General features: G+C 59.7%; 18 protein-coding genes. 9 read left to right on the forward strand and 9 right to left on the reverse strand.

The window, feature by feature from the left end; translation table 11 throughout:
- Positions 1 to 70: 70 nt before the first annotated feature.
- From AAFN47_RS04200 to AAFN47_RS04215, 4 genes are all read left to right on the forward strand, one after another.
- The gene (locus AAFN47_RS04200; protein ID WP_499807966.1) at positions 71 to 904 is read left to right on the forward strand and encodes an ATP-binding cassette domain-containing protein; all 834 of its coding nucleotides are present in this window, start codon (positions 71 to 73) and stop codon (positions 902 to 904) included.
- On the forward strand, positions 894 to 1,709 hold the full coding sequence (locus tag AAFN47_RS04205; protein WP_499807967.1) for a metal ABC transporter permease: 816 nt from the start codon (positions 894 to 896) through the stop codon (positions 1,707 to 1,709). The genes AAFN47_RS04200 and AAFN47_RS04205 overlap by 11 nt, the downstream gene beginning before the upstream one ends.
- Positions 1,706 to 2,113: a Fur family transcriptional regulator gene (locus AAFN47_RS04210; protein WP_499807968.1), complete on the forward strand. Its 408-nt coding sequence runs from the start codon at positions 1,706 to 1,708 to the stop codon at positions 2,111 to 2,113. The genes AAFN47_RS04205 and AAFN47_RS04210 overlap by 4 nt, the downstream gene beginning before the upstream one ends.
- A 124-nt stretch (positions 2,114 to 2,237) precedes the next feature.
- Positions 2,238 to 2,699: a GNAT family acetyltransferase gene (locus AAFN47_RS04215; RefSeq protein WP_499807969.1), complete on the forward strand. Its 462-nt coding sequence runs from the start codon at positions 2,238 to 2,240 to the stop codon at positions 2,697 to 2,699.
- A 17-nt stretch (positions 2,700 to 2,716) separates the two neighbouring features.
- Here AAFN47_RS04215 and AAFN47_RS04220 read toward each other — a convergent pair whose 3' ends face one another.
- Positions 2,717 to 4,492 carry an SLC13 family permease gene (locus AAFN47_RS04220; RefSeq protein WP_499807970.1) on the reverse strand — a complete coding sequence of 592 codons (1,776 nt, stop codon included), beginning with the start codon at positions 4,490 to 4,492 and terminating at the stop codon, positions 2,717 to 2,719.
- A gap of 53 nt (positions 4,493 to 4,545) precedes the next feature.
- Positions 4,546 to 5,328: a hypothetical protein gene (locus AAFN47_RS04225; RefSeq protein ID WP_499807971.1), complete on the reverse strand. Its 783-nt coding sequence runs from the start codon at positions 5,326 to 5,328 to the stop codon at positions 4,546 to 4,548.
- A 22-nt stretch (positions 5,329 to 5,350) separates the two neighbouring features.
- On the opposite strand from AAFN47_RS04225, the gene AAFN47_RS04230 reads away from it, so the two are divergent.
- On the forward strand, positions 5,351 to 5,629 hold the full coding sequence (locus AAFN47_RS04230; RefSeq protein ID WP_499807972.1) for a hypothetical protein: 279 nt from the start codon (positions 5,351 to 5,353) through the stop codon (positions 5,627 to 5,629).
- 128 nt (positions 5,630 to 5,757) lie between these two features.
- Here the strand turns inward: AAFN47_RS04230 and AAFN47_RS04235 are convergent, their stop codons facing one another.
- Both AAFN47_RS04235 and AAFN47_RS04240 read right to left on the reverse strand, forming a co-directional pair.
- The gene (locus AAFN47_RS04235; protein WP_499807973.1) at positions 5,758 to 6,054 is read right to left on the reverse strand and encodes a winged helix-turn-helix transcriptional regulator; all 297 of its coding nucleotides are present in this window, start codon (positions 6,052 to 6,054) and stop codon (positions 5,758 to 5,760) included.
- Positions 6,055 to 6,105: 51 nt separating this feature from the next.
- Positions 6,106 to 6,720, reverse strand: coding sequence for an isochorismatase family protein (locus tag AAFN47_RS04240; RefSeq protein ID WP_499807974.1), 615 nt, complete (start codon positions 6,718 to 6,720; stop codon positions 6,106 to 6,108).
- Positions 6,721 to 6,812: 92 nt separating this feature from the next.
- On the opposite strand from AAFN47_RS04240, the gene AAFN47_RS04245 reads away from it, so the two are divergent.
- From AAFN47_RS04245 to AAFN47_RS04260, 4 genes are all read left to right on the forward strand, one after another.
- A complete protein-coding gene (locus tag AAFN47_RS04245) occupies positions 6,813 to 7,757 on the forward strand; it encodes a LysR substrate-binding domain-containing protein (protein ID WP_499807975.1) in 945 nt (314 codons plus the stop codon).
- A 377-nt stretch (positions 7,758 to 8,134) separates the two neighbouring features.
- Positions 8,135 to 9,235 carry a linear amide C-N hydrolase gene (locus AAFN47_RS04250; RefSeq protein ID WP_499807976.1) on the forward strand — a complete coding sequence of 367 codons (1,101 nt, stop codon included), beginning with the start codon at positions 8,135 to 8,137 and terminating at the stop codon, positions 9,233 to 9,235.
- Positions 9,236 to 9,493: 258 nt separating this feature from the next.
- Complete coding sequence (locus AAFN47_RS04255; protein WP_499807977.1) at positions 9,494 to 10,744, forward strand: Vgb family protein; 1,251 nt, start codon at positions 9,494 to 9,496, stop codon at positions 10,742 to 10,744.
- An 83-nt stretch (positions 10,745 to 10,827) separates the two neighbouring features.
- The gene (locus AAFN47_RS04260; protein WP_499807978.1) at positions 10,828 to 12,324 is read left to right on the forward strand and encodes a chlorohydrolase family protein; all 1,497 of its coding nucleotides are present in this window, start codon (positions 10,828 to 10,830) and stop codon (positions 12,322 to 12,324) included.
- Here the strand turns inward: AAFN47_RS04260 and AAFN47_RS04265 are convergent, their stop codons facing one another.
- From AAFN47_RS04265 to AAFN47_RS04285, 5 genes are all read right to left on the reverse strand, one after another.
- Entirely contained in the window at positions 12,325 to 14,007 is a 1,683-nt protein-coding gene (locus AAFN47_RS04265; RefSeq protein ID WP_499807979.1) for an amidohydrolase, read from the reverse strand.
- Positions 14,008 to 14,022: 15 nt separating this feature from the next.
- Positions 14,023 to 14,901, reverse strand: coding sequence for an ABC transporter permease (locus AAFN47_RS04270; protein WP_499807980.1), 879 nt, complete (start codon positions 14,899 to 14,901; stop codon positions 14,023 to 14,025).
- The gene (locus tag AAFN47_RS04275) at positions 14,898 to 15,647 is read right to left on the reverse strand and encodes an ABC transporter ATP-binding protein (protein WP_499807981.1); all 750 of its coding nucleotides are present in this window, start codon (positions 15,645 to 15,647) and stop codon (positions 14,898 to 14,900) included. Before AAFN47_RS04275 ends, AAFN47_RS04270 begins: the two co-directional genes overlap by 4 nt.
- An 83-nt stretch (positions 15,648 to 15,730) precedes the next feature.
- Positions 15,731 to 16,753: an ABC transporter substrate-binding protein gene (locus tag AAFN47_RS04280; RefSeq protein WP_499807982.1), complete on the reverse strand. Its 1,023-nt coding sequence runs from the start codon at positions 16,751 to 16,753 to the stop codon at positions 15,731 to 15,733.
- Positions 16,754 to 17,001: 248 nt separating this feature from the next.
- Complete coding sequence (locus AAFN47_RS04285; protein WP_499807983.1) at positions 17,002 to 17,616, reverse strand: TetR/AcrR family transcriptional regulator; 615 nt, start codon at positions 17,614 to 17,616, stop codon at positions 17,002 to 17,004.
- Positions 17,617 to 17,637: the final 21 nt, after the last annotated feature.

The following is a 17,637-nucleotide window of genomic DNA, read 5'->3' on the forward strand; positions in this document are numbered from 1 at the left end:
TCCAATACTTCATGGTCCATCGTAACGGGTGTGAAGTAGAAAAGAAGCGACAAGAGCACTGGATAATTGCGTGTTGAGTCCATCCGAATCATTGGTTGATCTCAAGAATGCCGGGGTTTATCGGTCCGGCCGGTGGCTCGTTCGAGGCGTTGATCTGAGCGTCTCGCGTGGTGAAATTGTCACGCTTATCGGACCGAACGGATCCGGCAAATCGACAACGGCCAGGATGGCGCTGGGACTTCTCAAACCGGACGAGGGGACATCGACCCAGACCAAATCTTTGAAGATCGCCTATGTGCCGCAAAAGATCGCCGTCGACTGGACCTTGCCTCTGACTGTCGGGCGCTTCATGCGGTTGACCGAGACCCTGGATGATTCCGACATGCGCGCCGCCCTGCAATCCACCGGGGTTCAGCATCTTGAGAAAGCGGAAGTCGGCGATCTGTCCGGCGGCGAGTTTCAACGCGTCATGATGGCGCGCGCGATTGCCCGCAAACCGGATTTTCTCGTTCTCGACGAGCCTGTTCAGGGCGTCGACTATTCCGGTGAAATCGAACTGTACGAACTCATCGGCAAGATACGCGATACCCTCCGATGCGGCATTCTGCTGATTTCCCATGATCTTCACGTGGTCATGGCCGCGACCGATCAGGTCGTCTGCCTCAACGGACATGTTTGCTGCAAGGGAACGCCGCAAATCGTCGCCAAAAGCGACGAGTACCGCAGGCTGTTCGGCGAAAGGGCGTCCGCTCTGGCTCTCTATCAACACGATCACGACCATGAGCACCTGCCGGATGGAACCGTGCGCCATTCGGACGGGAGCGTAACCGACCATTGCCACGCTGACGACGGGCATCACCACGGAAATGAAAGGGAACAGGCGGAGGCGCACAATGCTGGATGATTTCTTCGTTCGCGCGATTGTCGCTGGTGTCGGCGTCGCCATCGTGGCTGCTCCGTTGGGTTGTTTCGTTGTCTGGCGCCGACTCGCCTATTTCGGGGACACCTTGTCCCACGCCGCCCTTCTGGGCGTGGCCCTGGCCCTGTTTTTCCAGATCGACGTGGTGTTCGCAGTTTTCATTGTCTGTGCTCTGGTGGCGCTTGCGCTGGTCGCCTTGCAACAGCGTGCGTCCCTGTCGTCTGATTCATTACTCGGTTTGCTCGCCCATTCATCGCTGGCGCTTGGTCTGGTGGTACTGGCTTTCATGACCTGGGTTCGCGTCGATCTCATGGGCCTGCTGTTCGGCGATATCCTCGCCGTCTCGAAAACTGACATCGCTTTAATCTATGGCGGGGGAGCAGTCGTCCTTGCGATCCTGGCGTGGATTTGGCGGCCTCTGTTTGCATCGACCGTCAACCGGGAACTGGCGGCGGCCGAAGGCATGGCGCCAGAGAAAACCAATATTGTCTTCATGCTCCTCATGGCGATCGTCATCGCGATTGCAATGAAAATCGTCGGCGTCCTGCTCATCACTGCGCTGTTGATCATTCCGGCTGCAACCGCCCGGCGCCTGGCAAACGGCCCGGAAGTCATGGCGGTTTTGGCGGCGCTGTCCGGAATCGCAGCTGTTATCCTCGGACTTTTCGGCTCCCTGCAATGGGACACGCCGTCCGGACCGTCCATCGTGGTCGCCGCCATGCTGCTGTTCATCGTCAGCCTCACGCCGCTGTTTTCCGTTTTCGCCCGCAGGAAGGACATAGTCAAATGACCGCACCCGCCGAAGCACTGAAGCTTACCAAGAACCAGACCCTGGTTTACAGGACGCTGAAATCCGCTGAAGAACCCTTGAGCGCCTACTCGATCCTCGATCAATTGCGGGACGAGGGATTCCGGGCGCCATTGCAGGTCTATCGCGCGCTCGAAAAGCTTATCGAATTCGGATTGATCCATCGTCTGGAAAGCATCAATTCCTTTGTCGCCTGCCGCCATCCGGATTGCGGGACGCACGAAATGGCCGCCTTTGCGATTTGCGAGAGCTGCAACCGCGTCATCGAGATCAACGACGCAGCGATGGCCGGTCATCTCGCCAGTCTTGCAAGAAACAACGGCTTTTCGGTAAGCCATTCGACCATCGAGCTCCGCGGTCTGTGCGATACGTGCAGGGTGCATTGAGGCATGTCCTTGTTCGCCTGATCTGCCGGAAAACCCGACCATTGAACCAAATCTGGATTGTCACGGAACCGATGACCTTGTTCCGGCGTTGATGTTCTCAATCAGTCATTTGGGGGCCCGCAACGTGCAGGAATTCTATTCCAAGATATCGCTTGTCTATTTTGTCGTGGCCACGACGGTGCTCATGGCGCTGGCGTTTTTCCTCCTCGGCACGGCGCTGTGGGAAATGTGGCAGATCACGCAAGGCGCGGACGCCGCCAGCACGGCGCTGTCCAGCATAAGCCTTTTGATCATCGGCTTCGCAGTCATTGAAACCGCCAAATTCATCGCCGAGGAAGAGGTGCTTCGCAGCCGGGAGCTGCGATCGACCCGCGAATCGCGTCGCTCGATCACGAAATTCATTACAATCATCGTGATCGCGGCCAGCCTGGAGGCGCTCGTCATGGTGTTCCAGGCGACGCGCGAAGGTATCCAGTTCGCGATTTACCCGGCCGCGCTGTTTCTCGCCGCGACCATCTCTCTGGTCAGTCTCGGCGTCTATCAATGGCTTTCCAGCCGGATCGTTGACGATCATGATGGGGACTAATCCTTTTTCCCCAGCCGTCAGAACGGCCAGACGATCATGATCATCGGAACGGCGACGGCTATGACGATGATCTCCAGCGGCAGGCCCATGCGCCAGTAATCGCCGAAGGCGTAGCCGCCCGGGCCCAGGATCAGCGTGTTGTTCTTGTGGCCGATCGGGGTGAGGAAGGCGCAAGAGGCGGCCACGGCCACTGCCATCAGGAACGGGTCCGGGCTTGCGCCGAGACTGCCGGCGATGTCGACGGCGACGGGCGCGGCGATGACGGCCGTTGCGGTGTTGTTGAGCACGTCGGACAGGGTCATGGTCACCACCATCAACAGGGTGAGCACCACCCAGGCCGGCGCGCCGGCGGCGACGGCGACCAGTGCGTCGGCGATCAGCACCGTGCCGCCGGAATTTTCCAGCGCCACGCCGAGCGGAATCATTGAGCCCAGAAGCACGACGACCGGCCATTCGATATCGTCATAGACCTCGCGCAGGGGAATGATGTCGGTCAACACATAGATCACGACGACGGCGGCCAGCGCGACCGGCAGATAGACGACGCCGAAGCTCGCGAGCGCCACGGCTGCGGCGAACACGCCTGCCGCCAGGCCTGCGCGCCCGTGCTGGGTGACCTGCAGGCCGCGCTCGGCCAGCGGCAGGGCGCCGATGCGGTTTGCGGCATCCTCGACGCGGCCCGCCGGCCCGATCAACAGTAGAATGTCACCGGCGGCGATCGGCTGTCGGCGCACCCGCTCGCGGAACCTCTTGCCGCGCCGGGATATGCCGAGCAGCGTCACGTTGTAGCGCCGGAGCAGGCGGACATCGTCGGCGGAGCGGCCCTGGATGCGGGAATCGCGCGGCACGACGACCTCGATGACCTTCAGGTCGGAGCCGGCCTCCTCACGGTGCTTCTCCTCGCCGATGAACCCCAGTTTCAGCTGACCGACAAAGGAGTCGATCGCGTCCGGGGTGGCGTCGACGACGATCAGGTCGCCCTGCCTGATTTCCTCGCGCCTTGCAGCGCCTGGCAGCCGCCGGCCGTTGCGGACGAGGCCGAGGACGGCGACCTCCAAGCCGGCGGCGTCCTCGTCGAGATCGGCGACCTTCTTCCCGATCGCCGGCGACTCCTCCTTGACCACCAGTTCCGCCACATAGCCATGCATGTCTTTCAGCTCGGAGGCGGCGTTTCGGTTTTTCACCGATGCCGGCAGCAGGCGCCAGCCGATAGTGGCGACGAAGGCGACCCCGACGACGGCGCAGACAACGCCGACCGGAGCGAAGTCGAACATCTGGAAACTCTCGCCGAATTCGCGTTGCCGGAAGGAGGCGATGATGATGTTGGGCGGGGTGCCGATCAAGGTGATGAGGCCGCCGAGAATGGTCGCGAAGGACAGCGGCATCAGGGTGATCGCCGGGCTGCGATTGGCGCGCGCCGCCGCCTGGATGTCGACGGGCATCAGCAGGGCCAGCGCCGCGACATTGTTCATGAAGGCCGACATGACGGCGCCGATGCCGGCGAGCTTGAGGATGTGGCGACCGACGGACTGGCCGCCATGGGCGAGAAGCCGCATGACGAGATCGATCGCGCCTGAATTGATGAGCCCGCGCGAGACGACGAGGACCAGCGCGACGATGATCGTCGCCGGATGCCCGAAGCCGGAAAAGGCGTCGTCCTTCGTCACAACGCCAAAGACCACGGCGATCAAAAGGGCTGAGAACGCAACAACGTCGTAGCGAAACCGGCCCCAGAGCATCAGGCCGAAGACGGCGACAAAAAGTGAGAACAGGAAGATTTGATCGGCTGTCATTTGGGTGTCGTTTCTATTTGCAAACAAAAGGCATGACAACAGACCGCGCAATACTAGCCGGGCGATGGCCCGGAAAAGCGTTTCTCCTGTGGTAACGCGCTGACTAAGTGCGGGTTCCCGTGTGGGATTGAATCGAGACTTTGGTTCAAGCTATTGTAGCCATTATATAATGTACGAAATTCTGCAGATCTGGCTTCGTTTCGGGAATCTGCTTTTTTCGGCGCTTTGGCAATCTGGCCTTGTTTCGGGAAACCGGGATTCTCCGGTTCGTCGGGCGTGTCCGGCGGCGGGGTTTCGGCTTCAGCAGGACATTTGATCCAGGCGGCGAAGGCTTTCTTGCGCCGGGCGCGGGCCTCGTTGCGGTAGCGTCGAAGCAGGCGGTCGGGATCTTCCATCCGGCGCGCGGCGCGGGGGTCGAGGAGCGCGGTGAACAGGCGCATCACCCTGCGGTCTTCAGACGGCGTGAGGGTTTCGCCGGCAAGCGCGCGCGTCATCAATTCCGCATCGTTGCAGTGGTCCGGATAGGGCGCGGCCATGTTTGCGCCGGCCTCGAAATCGCGCAGCGCGCGTTCGCAGGTCTCGAGCCGGGCCTCGGCTTCGGCGAGCGCCAGCGCGCGGAAGCTGCGCTCGTCGCAGGGGATGAAATCGGCAAGCGTCAGGTTGGGGCGGCCGAGGATGATGCGAAGCCACAGGCCGACGCGCGACCGCTCGGGCCGGGCGGTCGCGCCGTGCCTGCGGGCGTTTCCCGCAGCGGCCGCCTTGCCGGCCGGCGTTCTCGGGCCGGTGCTTTTGCCGGCGTTTGCGCGGTTGCGGCGGACGATGTGATCCGCCGTCACAGCGCGCCGGGATCAGCGTTAAATGCCCAGAGTGAAATGGTCTGATGGCTGGAATTCACGGCGACGCCTTATCGAGATTTTGGGCAGGGAGTATAGCACGGATAGCCTGAAATTGCAAGGAATTGTTCTTATTTTGTTCTGTATTGGCGGAAATAAAGGTCTTCGCCGCAATTGTCGGGTGGAAAGCAACCGGATTGCGGCGATGCGCGCGATGTCGCCATCTGCTCTTCATGAAAGAATGACGGCATTGCCACAGGTTACTGCAGCTAGTGTGGTGGAATTGAATTTCCTTACATTGTAGCAACTGTCTCATACCGGAACTTCAAATCCATAAACCACACTAGAATCATTATCTTGCTAGTGCCCATATCGAATCTGAAGTTCGAGAAATGCGCGCTGCAGGATGTAACGAACTTCAGATTCGGGGCACTAGCGCTGGCTGCGTCGCGTGCTGTGGCTTTCATCCCGATCCGCTCGCCACTTGTGCATCGCGTGAAGCGCCGGCTGCAACGCCATGGCGTCCGGCGTCGCAGAATACTCCACACGGGGCGGCGCCTCCGGATAGACCTTCATTGAGAACAGCCCGTGCTTTTCAGGCACACTAAGCAGACTGGTCAGCGTTGTCTGGGCGACGCCGTCAATCTCTCGACGCAACTCTCCGAATCGTCTTGTTCCCCGAAAGATCAGGATCTGAAGAATCGATAGTTTCCATTTCCCGCCGATCATGTTGAACACAAGCGGTGCGGGAAAGGGGAGGGCAGCGGCTTCGCGACGGTTTCACGCGGCGCTAGTGCGCACCTGGCCGACGAGGTTGGCCCAGTCCATATCCAGCGCGGCATAGACCTCGCCTGCGACATTGCGGGCATTATCGCCCAAAATCTCGACCATCAGGCTGGCGCCGTCGGCGACCACCACGCCTGCCCGGGAAAGCCGCAACAGGCCGGTTTCGCGTTTCGTTGCGTTGAAGGTTCCGGATGCGTCCATCGCCACATATGCATTGTAGCCCCTGCGTTGCGCGGTCATTGCCGGAAAGGCGGCGCAGACTTCAAGCGAGACGCCGGCGAAGACAAGGTTTTTGCGGCCCGTCTCCTCGATTGCGCGAGCGACGCGTGGGTCGTCCCAGGCGTTGACCGAGGTGCGGTCGATTACCGTCTGACCCGGCAGCGCTTCGACCAGTTCCGGAAATGCGGGTCCCCAGAGCGTGCTGGCCGAGGTGGTGGTCGCCACGATGGGCAGGCCGAGCGCCTTCGCAGCCTTGGCCAGCCCCACGACATTGTGCTTGAGCTCCGCTACAGAGTAATCGCGGACGCCGGTCATCAGGCCAACCTGGTGGTCGATCAGAACTAGCGCGGCGTCGTCCTGCGTCATGGGTTCGGGATTGATGATGGTCATTGGACTTTCCTTTCTCGTTTCGTGTGGATTTGAACCTAGAGACAGCGCGATTTCGGGAAAATCCGTTGAAAACGGAACTTTTCGTTCCATAAATGGAACGGCAACTGCAGCAAACGCGGGACGTCATGGATCTCAACCACGCCTTCTACTTTGTGAATGTCGTAGAAAAGAACGGTTTCTCGGCCGCCGCGCGGGCGCTCGGCATTCCCAAATCGCGGATCAGCCGTCATGTCAGGCAACTGGAGGATGCGCTGGAAGCAAAACTGTTGCATCGGGATCCGCGACGCCTGACGCTGACTGAGGCGGGAAGGGCCTACTTTCAGCACGCCAGAGAGGCGCTGGATTGCATAGGCGCGGCCGACGCGGCGGTGCGGCGAAAACAGGATTTTCTTGAGGGATCGGTCACGCTGTCCTGTTCGGTCGGCGTGGCGCAATTCGCCGTAAGCGGCCTTCTGCCCGTGTTCCTCGCCGAAAACCCGCGGGTCGTGGTGCGCCTGCAGGTAACCAATGCGTTCGCTGATCTGATCGAGGAGGGGGTCGATGTTGCGATACGTGGACACGCCAGGCAGTTACCGGATTCACGGCTGGTACAGCGGCGGCTGGCGGTGGCGCCCTGGAGCCTCTTTGCGTCACCGGGCTATCTGGAGACCCGTGCTCCCGAAGCGCCCGCCGACCTCAAGGGGTGTGAAGCCCTGGCGCTGGGATGGCGGCCCGGCGGCGATTGCTGGTTGCTGCAGGACGCCGGGGGGGCGACCGCGACCATTCCCTGCGACGTGCGTCTGCGCAGCGACGATATGGTGACGCTCAAGCGGGCGGCCGCCGAAGGGCTGGGCGTTGTCGCTCTGCCGGACTATGTCTGTCGCGAGGAAGTCGTCGCCGGTCAGTTGCGCCGGGTGTTGCCAGACTGGACCGCAGGCCTGCCGGAACTGAGCCTGCTTACGCCCTCCCGCAAAGGCGCGCCGCCGCAGGTGGAGGCGCTGATCCGGTTTCTGCGCAAGGAATTGCCAAGGGTTGTGCAGGGCGCCTCTGCGGCATAGTGCGGCGCGATTTCTCAAGTTAAAGAATAAGCGCTTGTGCAACGTTTGTTATACATGGTTGCGGAACCGGAACTTGCGCTAAAACGCAGAAAAACCAGTTAAACTTCGTAAAACGACAAAGCCGATCGATAATCGTAATAAATTTGCAAGGTCGCGGTGATTATATGACACATCCGATGCTTTCGGAACTCTTCAACTCGAAGAGATTCTGCTTGCAAACCGTGATGGCGACAACAAACAGACCTGCATATGTCGAGACATCCTGAAGAGCCGGGCGCATCGTCCTCTACCCGTGAGCCATTGTCGCGCCGTCCAAAGGCGCAACCAGCCAAACGGGATCACCGTTCGTAATGATTTTACCGATGAAGGATTTTTCCATGCAAACTACGAAACACCTGAAACGTCGCGCGGGAACGGCGCTCACGGCCGCCGTTACCGCCGCAATGGTGGCGGTGCAGCCCGCAGCCGCCTGCACGAGCTTCCTGCTGCCGACCTCCGACGGTGAAAGCGTCTACGGACGGACGATGGAATTTGGTTTCGAACTGGATTCCGAGATGATGGTCGTGCCGCGCGGATATTCCTTCACCAGCGTCGTGACGGACGGCAAAGGCATTGACTGGACCGGCAAATATGGCGTTGTCGGGCTGAACGCCTTCGACCTTCCGGAGGTGGTTGACGGGGTCAATGAAAAGGGTCTCGCCGGAGGCATCCTCTATTTTCCGGGATACGCCGGTTACGCCGACGCAAAGGATATTGACGCAAAGAGCGGCCTTGCGCCGTGGGAAGTGCTGACCTGGGCTTTGACCCAGTACACGACCGTCGCCGAGGTGAAAGCGGCGATCGCCGACATTTCCGTGGTCGGCGTCGTCGAATCCTCGCTCGGCGCGGTGCCGCCGTTCCACTATGTTTTTCACGACGAGAGCGGCGCGTCGCTGGTGGTCGAGCCGGTCGACGGCAAGCTGAAGATCTACGACAACCCTGTCGGCGTCATGACCAACTCGCCCGGGTTCGACTGGCATCTGACCAACCTCAGCAACTATGTGAAGATATCGCCGGTCAATGTCGACTCGATGGAAATCTTCGGCGACAAGGTCGACAGCTTCGGCCAAGGATCCGGCCTTCTTGGCATTCCTGGCGATCCGACCCCGCCGTCGCGGTTCATCCGCGCACTGGGCTACACGGCGTCGGCCGAGCGCGTGCCTTCCGGCATAGAGAGCGTGCGGCTGGCCGAACACATCATCAACAATTTCGATATCCCGATCGGCTTTGTGAAGCCAAATGACTCCAAGGAGTCGCCCGACTACACGCAGTGGTCGGCCATCGCAGATCTCAAGAACCGGCGCTACTACGTGAAGAGCTACAAGGACCAGGTTCTGCGCAGCGTCGACCTGATGAGTTTCGATCTGGACGCCAAGGACGCGGTCAAGGCGCCGCTGACGCCGATGATGGAACCGCCGGCTTTGGTGTTTCCGAAGTAAGCACAAGAACGGGGAAGGGCGCCTGGGCGGGCGTCCTTTTCCGGTTTTGACGGAATACGGAAAGCCGCTTTACCGGATTGCATGCCGGTCGCATCAAACCACTTCCGCAACTCCTGGCGAAAAGCTATAATTCAACCCTGTCATGTCGCGCATGGTCGCCGCTGTCGCTTTCTGAAGCCGGTGGCGTTAAGCATGGGTTGACCCCATCCTGACCATTACAGCGTGATAGCGGACAGGCCTGCAACGGGAGGTCGGGTCATGGCGAACGGTTGGCGCGTTTTTCTGCATATCGTATCGGCGGCCCTCATGTCCGCGATGGCCGGCGCGCCGGCTTCGGCGGGAGAGTTTCCTGACGGGGAGGCGCTTGAATTCGTGGAAGGCGTGTGCACGGGTTGTCATGGCGCAAGCACGATAACCAGCAGTTCCGGCTACGACGCGCAAGGTTGGCTGGATCTTACGAGCACGATGATCGATCTGTCCGGCGTTCCCGAAGAAAGAGCGCAGGCCATGGAGTACCTGGCCCTGCATTTCCCGCCCAACCGGGATCGGGCTCCGGAATTAAGGCCGGGCGACGCCCTGATCAGGTTCACGGAGTGGGTCACGCCCACACTTGGACAGCGCTCCCGCGACCCGATCGAGGCGGAGGACGGATCCATCTGGTGGGCCGGGCAGTGGGGAAACCTGATCGGGCGCATCAATCCCGAAACCGGCGAGATGACAGAGTATTTTCTGCCTCCTGGCTCCATGCCGCATTCGGTGACGCTCGATGCATCGGGCAATGTCTGGTACACAGGCAACAAGAACGGGACCATCGGCAAATTCGATCCGGCCACGGAAGAGATCACGGTTTTCGAAATGCCGGATCCCGAGGCGCGCGATCCGCACACGGCAATCTTCGACGGGAACGGAATTCTCTGGTTTACGCTTCAGCAGAGCAACATGGTCGGGCGTCTCGATCCGCGATCGGGCGACATCAGGCTCGTCAGGATGAAGACGCCGGGGGCGCGGCCATATGGCGTAAAGATCGACGCCGGGGGGTCTCCCTGGATCGCCTGCAACGGCAGCAATTGCCTGGTCAGGGTCGACCCGGAAACGATGGCGCTGACGGAGGTCAAACTGCCCGACCCGAAGACCAAGGTCCGGCGCCTGGATATCGACGCATACGGCAATATCTGGTTCGTCAATTCGTCTCTTGGACGAATCGGGCGGCTGGAGCCGGAAACCGGCGAGATCACGGAATGGCCTTCGCCGAGCGGGCCGGATTCGCATCCTTACGCGCTGGCGGTGGTCGACGGGATTGTCTGGTACAATGAATCGCGGCGAAGGCCGGACGCGCTCGTCCGGTTCGATCCGGCGACGGAGCAGTTCCAGAGCTGGGCCATTCCATCCGGTGAGGTTTACGCCGGAATCGTGCGACACATGCGGCCGGCCCGGGACGGGGGACTCCTGATCCATCAAAGCAGCACCAATCGCATCATCAAGGTGGATATAGGCCCGGCGGTCGATTGACTGTCGTTTATCGGCTGCGAAGGTTGCCACTCCAGTCGGCGGATGACATTCTGTCTCCGTCCTCCAACCGATGAGTCCCTGAAATGGCAACACTTTTTACCGGTGACTGGGTCGTCGCCAATGACGGCGATCGTCATGTCCTGATTCCCAATGGCGTCGTGGTCGTGGAGGGCGACAGCATCGTCCATGTCGGAACGTCATACGACGGAGCGCCGGAACGGATCATCGGTGGTTCTGGCGCGGCGGTGATCCCCGGTTTCATCGACGTCCACGTTCACGCCGGTTCGCGGGCGCTGCATCGACTCTTTTCCGATAGCGGGCGTCCGGAACTGTTCGGACAGCCCTTTCTGGAAGTGGCGATCGGCAGGCCAGGGGCCGTGTGGTCGGGAGGCAAGACGGTCGACGAGATCAGCGGCATGACGGCTGCCGAACGAACGCAACTGGAGGCGGACTTCACCACGTGTGAACTGATCACCGCAGGCATCACGACTTTCCTTGAGTTCGGCGCGAAGCAGCCGATGCAGGAGGCGCTGGCGCGATCCGTCGCCCGAATGGGTAACCGGGCATACCTTGCGGCGGGCTTCGAGTCGGGAACCTGGAGCTGTAACGACAAGGGCATGCCGAAGTTCCTCTGGGACGAAGCTGCGGGCGACGAGGAACTGGCCAAGGGTCTGAAATTCATCGAGTCCGTGCAGGGGAGCGCCGATGACCGCATTCGCGGCGCCTTGACGCCGCGTTTCAGCGACACCTGCACGCCCGGCGCGTTGCAGCGGGGCCTGGAGATCGCACGCGAAAGAAAGATGCCGGTCGCCATCCACGCTGCTTACAACATTCACGAATTCTACGACATCGCCGTGCGCGAAGGCAAAACGCCGATTGAGTTCCTGGCGGAAATCGGGCTGACCGAGCTGGGGCCGTTGCTCAACTTCGGTCATTGCAATTTTGTCGGGGACCTGGCCCCGCTGCATTATTCGGGCAGCAATGACCTGCATCTGATCGGCAGCCATAGCTGCACCGTCTCGCATTGTCCCGTCAATCTTGCGCGCAGGGCGCGTTACCTCGATAGCTGGAAACGCTACAGCGAATCAGGCGCCAACCTGGCCCTTGGAACCGACACCTATCCGCGCGACATGTTCATGCAAATGCGCATGGCGTCCTACTTCGGAAAAGTAATTTCCCGGGATCTCTATTCGGCGAGTGCCGCAGACGTTTTCGACGCGGCGACAATCGGGCCTGCCCGGTCGCTCGGGCGCGATGACATCGGCCGGCTGGCCGTCGGAGCGAAGGCCGATATCGCCGTTGTGGACATGACCGGAAATCAGGGCCTGCGCGTAGGGCCGGTGCGCGACCCGATACGGGCCATGGTCGAATGCGGAATAGCGGATGACATTTCGACGGTGATGATCAACGGCTCTGTCAGAATGGAAAACCGCGTCGTGGAGGGCGTCGATCTGGCACAGTTGCGCGCTTCGGCCGACAAGATGGCGCAGGGCCTCTGGGCCGGATTGCAGGACTGGGACCCCTTAGGCAGAACGGCTGACGAGATGAACCCCTACAGCTATCCCGTGATGAACGCGTAATCACGTCATTTGGTGAACAAGGCGCCCGTCGACCATGGTGAAGAGGCATTCAAGTTCGGTCAGTTTTTCAGGCGCGAGCGTCACAGGATCCTGAGCCAGAACCGCAAGATCGGCGAGATTGCCCGGCGTCAGGGGGCCTTTTTCCTTTTCATCGCCTGTCAGCATGGCGCCCGCCACAGTCATGAGTCGCAGCGCTTCTTCCGAGGTCACAGCCTGGCCCGGACCGAGAGCCTTTCCGGTGGTGCGCTCTTGGCGCGTGACCATGTTCCACAAGGTGAACGCCGGATCATAGGGAATGTTGTCCGTTCCTGCGGCGACGTACATACCGCTGTCGAGCATCGAGCGTATAGGGACGACCGATTCTCCTCGATCGGCGTCGGCGAAATAGCGGGCGCCGCCCTTCCAGACGAAATAGACCGGAATGGTCGTCACCAGAATATCCATCTGTCTGAGCTTGTCGAGATCTTCCTGACGGCTTCGCGCAATGTGTTCGACCACCCAACGCCTGCCTCTTATGTCAAAGCGTTCGGCGACTTTCTCGAGGATTGGAACAATTCGGTGAAGATTGTCCAATGCGATCGTATGCATGCGGATGTCATTGTCTGCGCAAAGCATACAGTACTCCAGGAAGTCGGATTCGTCATTCGCCTGTTCGACAAAACCGGCCCATCCGGTGTCCGGCAATGACTTTCTCGACAACGCCGCAGACACGGAATTTCCGCCAAAGGCGACATGAAGTCCGCAGGTTCTAAACCAGGAATCGTCATTCGTCTCGCCTCTGGCCTCCGACGCCCAATCGTTCAGCGCGGCGCGCGCTTCCCGGAAACTCTCCCAGGCGGGGCTCAGCACGAATCCAAGCCGTGTCGTGAGCAAATCCTGCCGCCACAGTTCGCGATAGGCGTCGATCGTTCTCTCGGAAAGGCCGTGGCCCTCATAAACGCTGGTCGTTCCAGCCGCGTTGTACAATTGCATGGAGCGAACGAGTGCATCTCTGCGTTGCGAAAAGGTAAAGCGCGGGACAGCCGGCAACAGGTCATTGTCAACCGTCGGCCGTGGATTACCCTCCACGATAACTCCGGTCGGATCGCCGAACCGGTCTCGCATGATCTCGACGCCATCACATGAGGGTTTGGTTTCTCGGTCTATTCCGTTAAGGCGAAGTGCGCGCGAATTGAGGGCCGTGTAGCCGGGAGGCTGTCCCCAATTGGCGAAAACAGCGGAGATGCACACTGGATGGTCGGGAGCCGCAAGATCCAGCTCGTTCCGATCCGGCATGCGTTTTTCGGCGAGTGTGTCAGGTCCGCCGAAGTAGTATGGAGGCTCGCCCACCGGCATGGTGACAATCCATTCTCCCGCAGGCGTGTTTGCGGCCGCTGTCCTGATCCTGTTCAGGACATCGGCGATGGATTTCGCGCCTTTGAGGGTGGGTCTGATCGATTTCAGACCCTCGCGGTCCATGTGGGCGTGCGTGTCGTTGAATCCCGGAATGACGGTGGCGCCATCCAGTTCGATGACCTTCGTGGACGGCCCGACGAGCGCGCGAATATCATCATTGGATCCGACGGCTGCGATACGGTTTCCGGCGACGGCGATCGCTTCAGTGCAGGTTCCCCGCGCATCCAGCGTTCTTACGCGCCCGCCGAGAAAAATAGTGTTCGCGGCGGGCGTATCAGAAGGAGGCATTGAGGTCGTGTCTCGCTATTTGGAGGAATACCAGGGGAATATCCGGCTCTGCAAAAAGGTGAACAGGCGATCCACCATATACCCCAGGAAACCAAGCGTCGCGATGCCGATGAACATGATGTCGACCCTGAACAACTGATGGGACGTCGCCACCATGTAACCGACGCCAGAACTTGCTCCCGCCAATTCGGCGGCCACGAGAACGATCAAGGCGATGCCGATCCCCTGCCGCAAACCGACGAGAATGAAAGGCAGAGAAGCGGGTAGGATCACGTTGAACATCGTCTGGTAAGGCGTCGCGCCAAGGCTCTTGGCGGACCGGACCAGTACTGGAGGCACATCCCGCACGCCGGTAAACGTGTTAAGCCAGATGGGAAAGAACGCCCCCCAGGAGATCAGGGCGACCTTGGAAGCCTCGCCGATGCCGAACCAGAGCAGCGAAAGCGGTACGAGCGCAATGGCGGGTATCGACCGCATTCCGTGCAGGACCGGATCACTCAGGTGCTGCACGAGGGCGATGCGACCGGTAAACAGGCCGGCGACGATGCCGAGTACAGCGGCTAAGGCGAAGCCGAGCAGCACGCGCTGCATGCTTATCGCAATATTCTCGAGAAGCTCGCCCGATTCGACCAGTTCGACCAGGGTGCCGACAACGTCCGACGGGGGCGGGAACAGCAGAATATTCATCCAGGGAATCACGTGCGGCGTCGCTTCCCAGAGCAGAAGAAACAGCACGACCCCAAGAAGATTGAGCGTCAGCTGCGATATGGTCTTCTTGCGTTTCTCCGCATTGAGCTTACGCAGGAACGCCTGCTCCTGTTCCTGCCAATGGAATGGGCTTACCGCCGCTTCCGGGCCGTCACTGTCTTGCTTCGACGTCGTCTGAACGCTCATGTGTGGAATGCCTCGTTTACTTTCGCATAGAGCGCGCCGAACTCCGGAGACGCGCGATCACGCGGGTAGGGAAGGTCGACCGGCACGATCTCCTTGATCCGCCCTGGATGGGGAGACATGATGATGATCTTGCTCGAAAGGAAAACGGCTTCCTCGATATTGTGCGTGATGAACAGGACGCTGAATTTCAGCTTCTCCCAGAGCCGCAGCACCTCTTCCTGAAGACTTGCGCGGGTCATCGCGTCGACGGCGGCGAAGGGCTCGTCCATCAGGAGGAGTTGGGGCTCGTTGACCAGCGCTCTCGCGACGGCGACGCGCTGGCGCATCCCGCCAGACAATTCACCTGGATAGCGGTCCGCGGCGTGGGTCAGGTTGATCATCTCCAGGTATTTGTCTGACATCGCGCGTCGATCCGCTTTAGATACGCCCTTTAGTCGCATGGGAAACTCGATGTTTTCGCGGGAGGTAAGCCATGAAAAGAGAGCGTATTCCTGGAAAACGACGCCTCGGTCGGGGCCGGGTCCCTGGATTGCATTTCCGTTGAGCAGGGCGTCGCCCTCCGTCGGAGAAATGAAGCCGCCGATGATATTGAGAAGCGTCGTCTTGCCACAACCCGAGGGGCCGATCGCGCAGATGAATTCGCCTTGTTCGATGTTCACCGACACGCCTTGCAAGGCCCATGTCGCGCTGTCGTCGGACGTCGCGTAGATTTTCGATACGTTCTTGATTTCTATTAATGCAGTCATGCGTAGCCGCTATTGCTCGTTCCACCATGTAAGACGCCGCCTCGGGAGGCTTCCCGAGACGGCTGCGACAGTATCGGTTTTTCCTACGCGCTCAGTGTTACGCGATCCGGCGCCAGTTCTTCGAGAGCTTCGGTGTAGAAGGTTTCGAGGAAGATATCCTTGAGAGGTTTGTCCGGCGCCTTGATAAGATTTTCGGCGATTGCCCATTCAGCGGCCTTGACCAGATCCTCGAGGAACTTGTCGTCGAAGCGCAGGGCGAACTCGAAATCGACGGTTTCCGAAATGACCGCATCCGGCGTCGTCTTCGTGCGTTCGGCGACGATTTCCGACCATTTCAGGTCTTCTGCTATGAATTTCTCCGCCTCGAGCATGGCCGCGACGCCAGGTTTGAGGATTTCGGGTCTTTCACTGACTATCGACGTGTTCGTGCACATGAGCTGATGGCTCGAGAAATACTCCTCCAGACCATCCTGCGTCATGATGAAGGCGTCGTCCTTGATCGCATCCTGCACCACAAAAGCTGCCCGGCTGGTCCAGGAAATTCCGTCCACGTCGCCCCGCACAACTGCGTTGATTGCATCGCCGGGCGTCATGTTGACGACAGTTACATCGTCCTTGGTGAGCCCCGCCATCTCCAGATAGCGGTGAAGCATGTAATGGCCGCTGGTGCCGATCCGGGTCGCAATGGATTTGCCCTTAAGGGAGGAGGGGTCGTCCTGTACTGCGCCGCGTTCGGTGCGCATGACGATTTTCATGTCCTTGGAATATCGCTGGTAGTTTGCGAATACGATCGGTTTCAGTCCGCGAAGCGCGGCGAACAGGTAGGGCGAATCGGTGGAGGTGCCGAAATCGGAATCCTCGGTGAGAGCAGATTCCAGAGACTCGCGACCGGAGGCGAAGGTCGCTGCGGTCACGTTCAGTCCATGGTTCGCCCAAGCGCCAATTCCGTCAGCGACATAAGGGACAGACCAAGTGTAGCCATCGCTGCCATAGGCGATGGAGACATCATAGGTTTGCGCTGATGCAAAGCGATTTGACATCGCCAATGCGGCCGTGCCGCCAAGCGCCGTTCCGATGAACCGACGGCGGTCTAACTTGAGAACCATTACGAAACACTCCTGCGTTTGAGATTTTTGTTCGCAGGCGTTTCCTACCCATGATGTCAGTCGGCGCTTTTGCCTGTTTTACTTGTTGTCCAACGCCGCTTTCACAACTGTTGGTAACATGCCGGATGTTACCGGTCTTCTGGTTCCTCAAAGCTGGATGAATTTACGCATAAAAACAACATCCAGAACCGGGTGCGATTCGTAGCTTTACTTGACCAATTGGTCAAGTGCAGTTGAGTGTTGTTGGGCTATGTCTGATTTACTTTGTGATCGCCATGAATACCGCATCCGCGTAGCACCATGCGCGTGATCAGCTCCGCAGCGGCGTCATAATCATCGGTTTCGAGATTCTGGCGCCCGAGAACGGATTTAATCTGGACTTCGAAATCCGCATAGGTCTGGGTCGCGGCCCAAATGATTATGAAAAGATGCGCCGCCGAGACGTCGTCCATTTTTCCTTTTTCGGACCATTGCTTGACGATCTGGGTCTTTTCCTCGACCCACTTGCGCAATTCGTTGCGCAGGAAATCCGACAGGACCGGCGCGCCCCTGATCATCTCGTTCGCGAATATTCTCGAAGCCAGGGGGCGCTCACGAGACAACATGACCTTGCGTTTGACATACCCGGTCAGAGCGTCGCCGGGATCATCGTCCACGCTGATGGCCTGAAACGATTCCAGCCATGGCGCCATGATCGATTGCATGAGGGCCAGGTAGATATCGCGCTTGGTCTTGAAATAGTAGTGCACGTTCGACTTCGGGAGCTTTGCAATATCGGCGATCTGTTGAGTCGTCGCGCCGTCGAACCCCTTTTCCGCAAAGACCTTCTCGGCGGCGGAGAGGATCTTCAACGTATTTCGCATTCGGACGCTGCGATTGCCTAT

The organism is Hoeflea sp. CAU 1731 (assembly GCF_039888615.1).
Lineage (GTDB): Bacteria > Pseudomonadota > Alphaproteobacteria > Rhizobiales > Rhizobiaceae > Flavimaribacter.

Bases quoted from the DNA above. Each gene is read 5' to 3' on its own strand.
- AAFN47_RS04205 (WP_499807967.1), top strand. From the start codon at position 894: ATGCTGGATGATTTCTTCGTTCGCGCGATTGTCGCTGGTGTCGGCGTC.
- AAFN47_RS04210 (WP_499807968.1), top strand. From the start codon at position 1,706: ATGACCGCACCCGCCGAAGCACTGAAGCTTACCAAGAACCAGACCCTG.
- AAFN47_RS04220 (WP_499807970.1), bottom strand. From the start codon at position 4,492: ATGACAGCCGATCAAATCTTCCTGTTCTCACTTTTTGTCGCCGTCTTC.
- AAFN47_RS04230 (WP_499807972.1), top strand. From the start codon at position 5,351: ATGCCCAGAGTGAAATGGTCTGATGGCTGGAATTCACGGCGACGCCTT.
- AAFN47_RS04235 (WP_499807973.1), bottom strand. From the start codon at position 6,054: ATGATCGGCGGGAAATGGAAACTATCGATTCTTCAGATCCTGATCTTT.
- AAFN47_RS04240 (WP_499807974.1), bottom strand. From the start codon at position 6,720: ATGACCATCATCAATCCCGAACCCATGACGCAGGACGACGCCGCGCTA.
- AAFN47_RS04245 (WP_499807975.1), top strand. From the start codon at position 6,813: ATGGAACGGCAACTGCAGCAAACGCGGGACGTCATGGATCTCAACCAC.
- AAFN47_RS04250 (WP_499807976.1), top strand. From the start codon at position 8,135: ATGCAAACTACGAAACACCTGAAACGTCGCGCGGGAACGGCGCTCACG.
- AAFN47_RS04255 (WP_499807977.1), top strand. From the start codon at position 9,494: ATGGCGAACGGTTGGCGCGTTTTTCTGCATATCGTATCGGCGGCCCTC.
- AAFN47_RS04260 (WP_499807978.1), top strand. From the start codon at position 10,828: ATGGCAACACTTTTTACCGGTGACTGGGTCGTCGCCAATGACGGCGAT.
- AAFN47_RS04265 (WP_499807979.1), bottom strand. From the start codon at position 14,007: ATGCCTCCTTCTGATACGCCCGCCGCGAACACTATTTTTCTCGGCGGG.
- AAFN47_RS04270 (WP_499807980.1), bottom strand. From the start codon at position 14,901: ATGAGCGTTCAGACGACGTCGAAGCAAGACAGTGACGGCCCGGAAGCG.
- AAFN47_RS04275 (WP_499807981.1), bottom strand. From the start codon at position 15,647: ATGACTGCATTAATAGAAATCAAGAACGTATCGAAAATCTACGCGACG.
- AAFN47_RS04280 (WP_499807982.1), bottom strand. From the start codon at position 16,753: ATGGTTCTCAAGTTAGACCGCCGTCGGTTCATCGGAACGGCGCTTGGC.
- AAFN47_RS04285 (WP_499807983.1), bottom strand. From the start codon at position 17,616: ATGCGAAATACGTTGAAGATCCTCTCCGCCGCCGAGAAGGTCTTTGCG.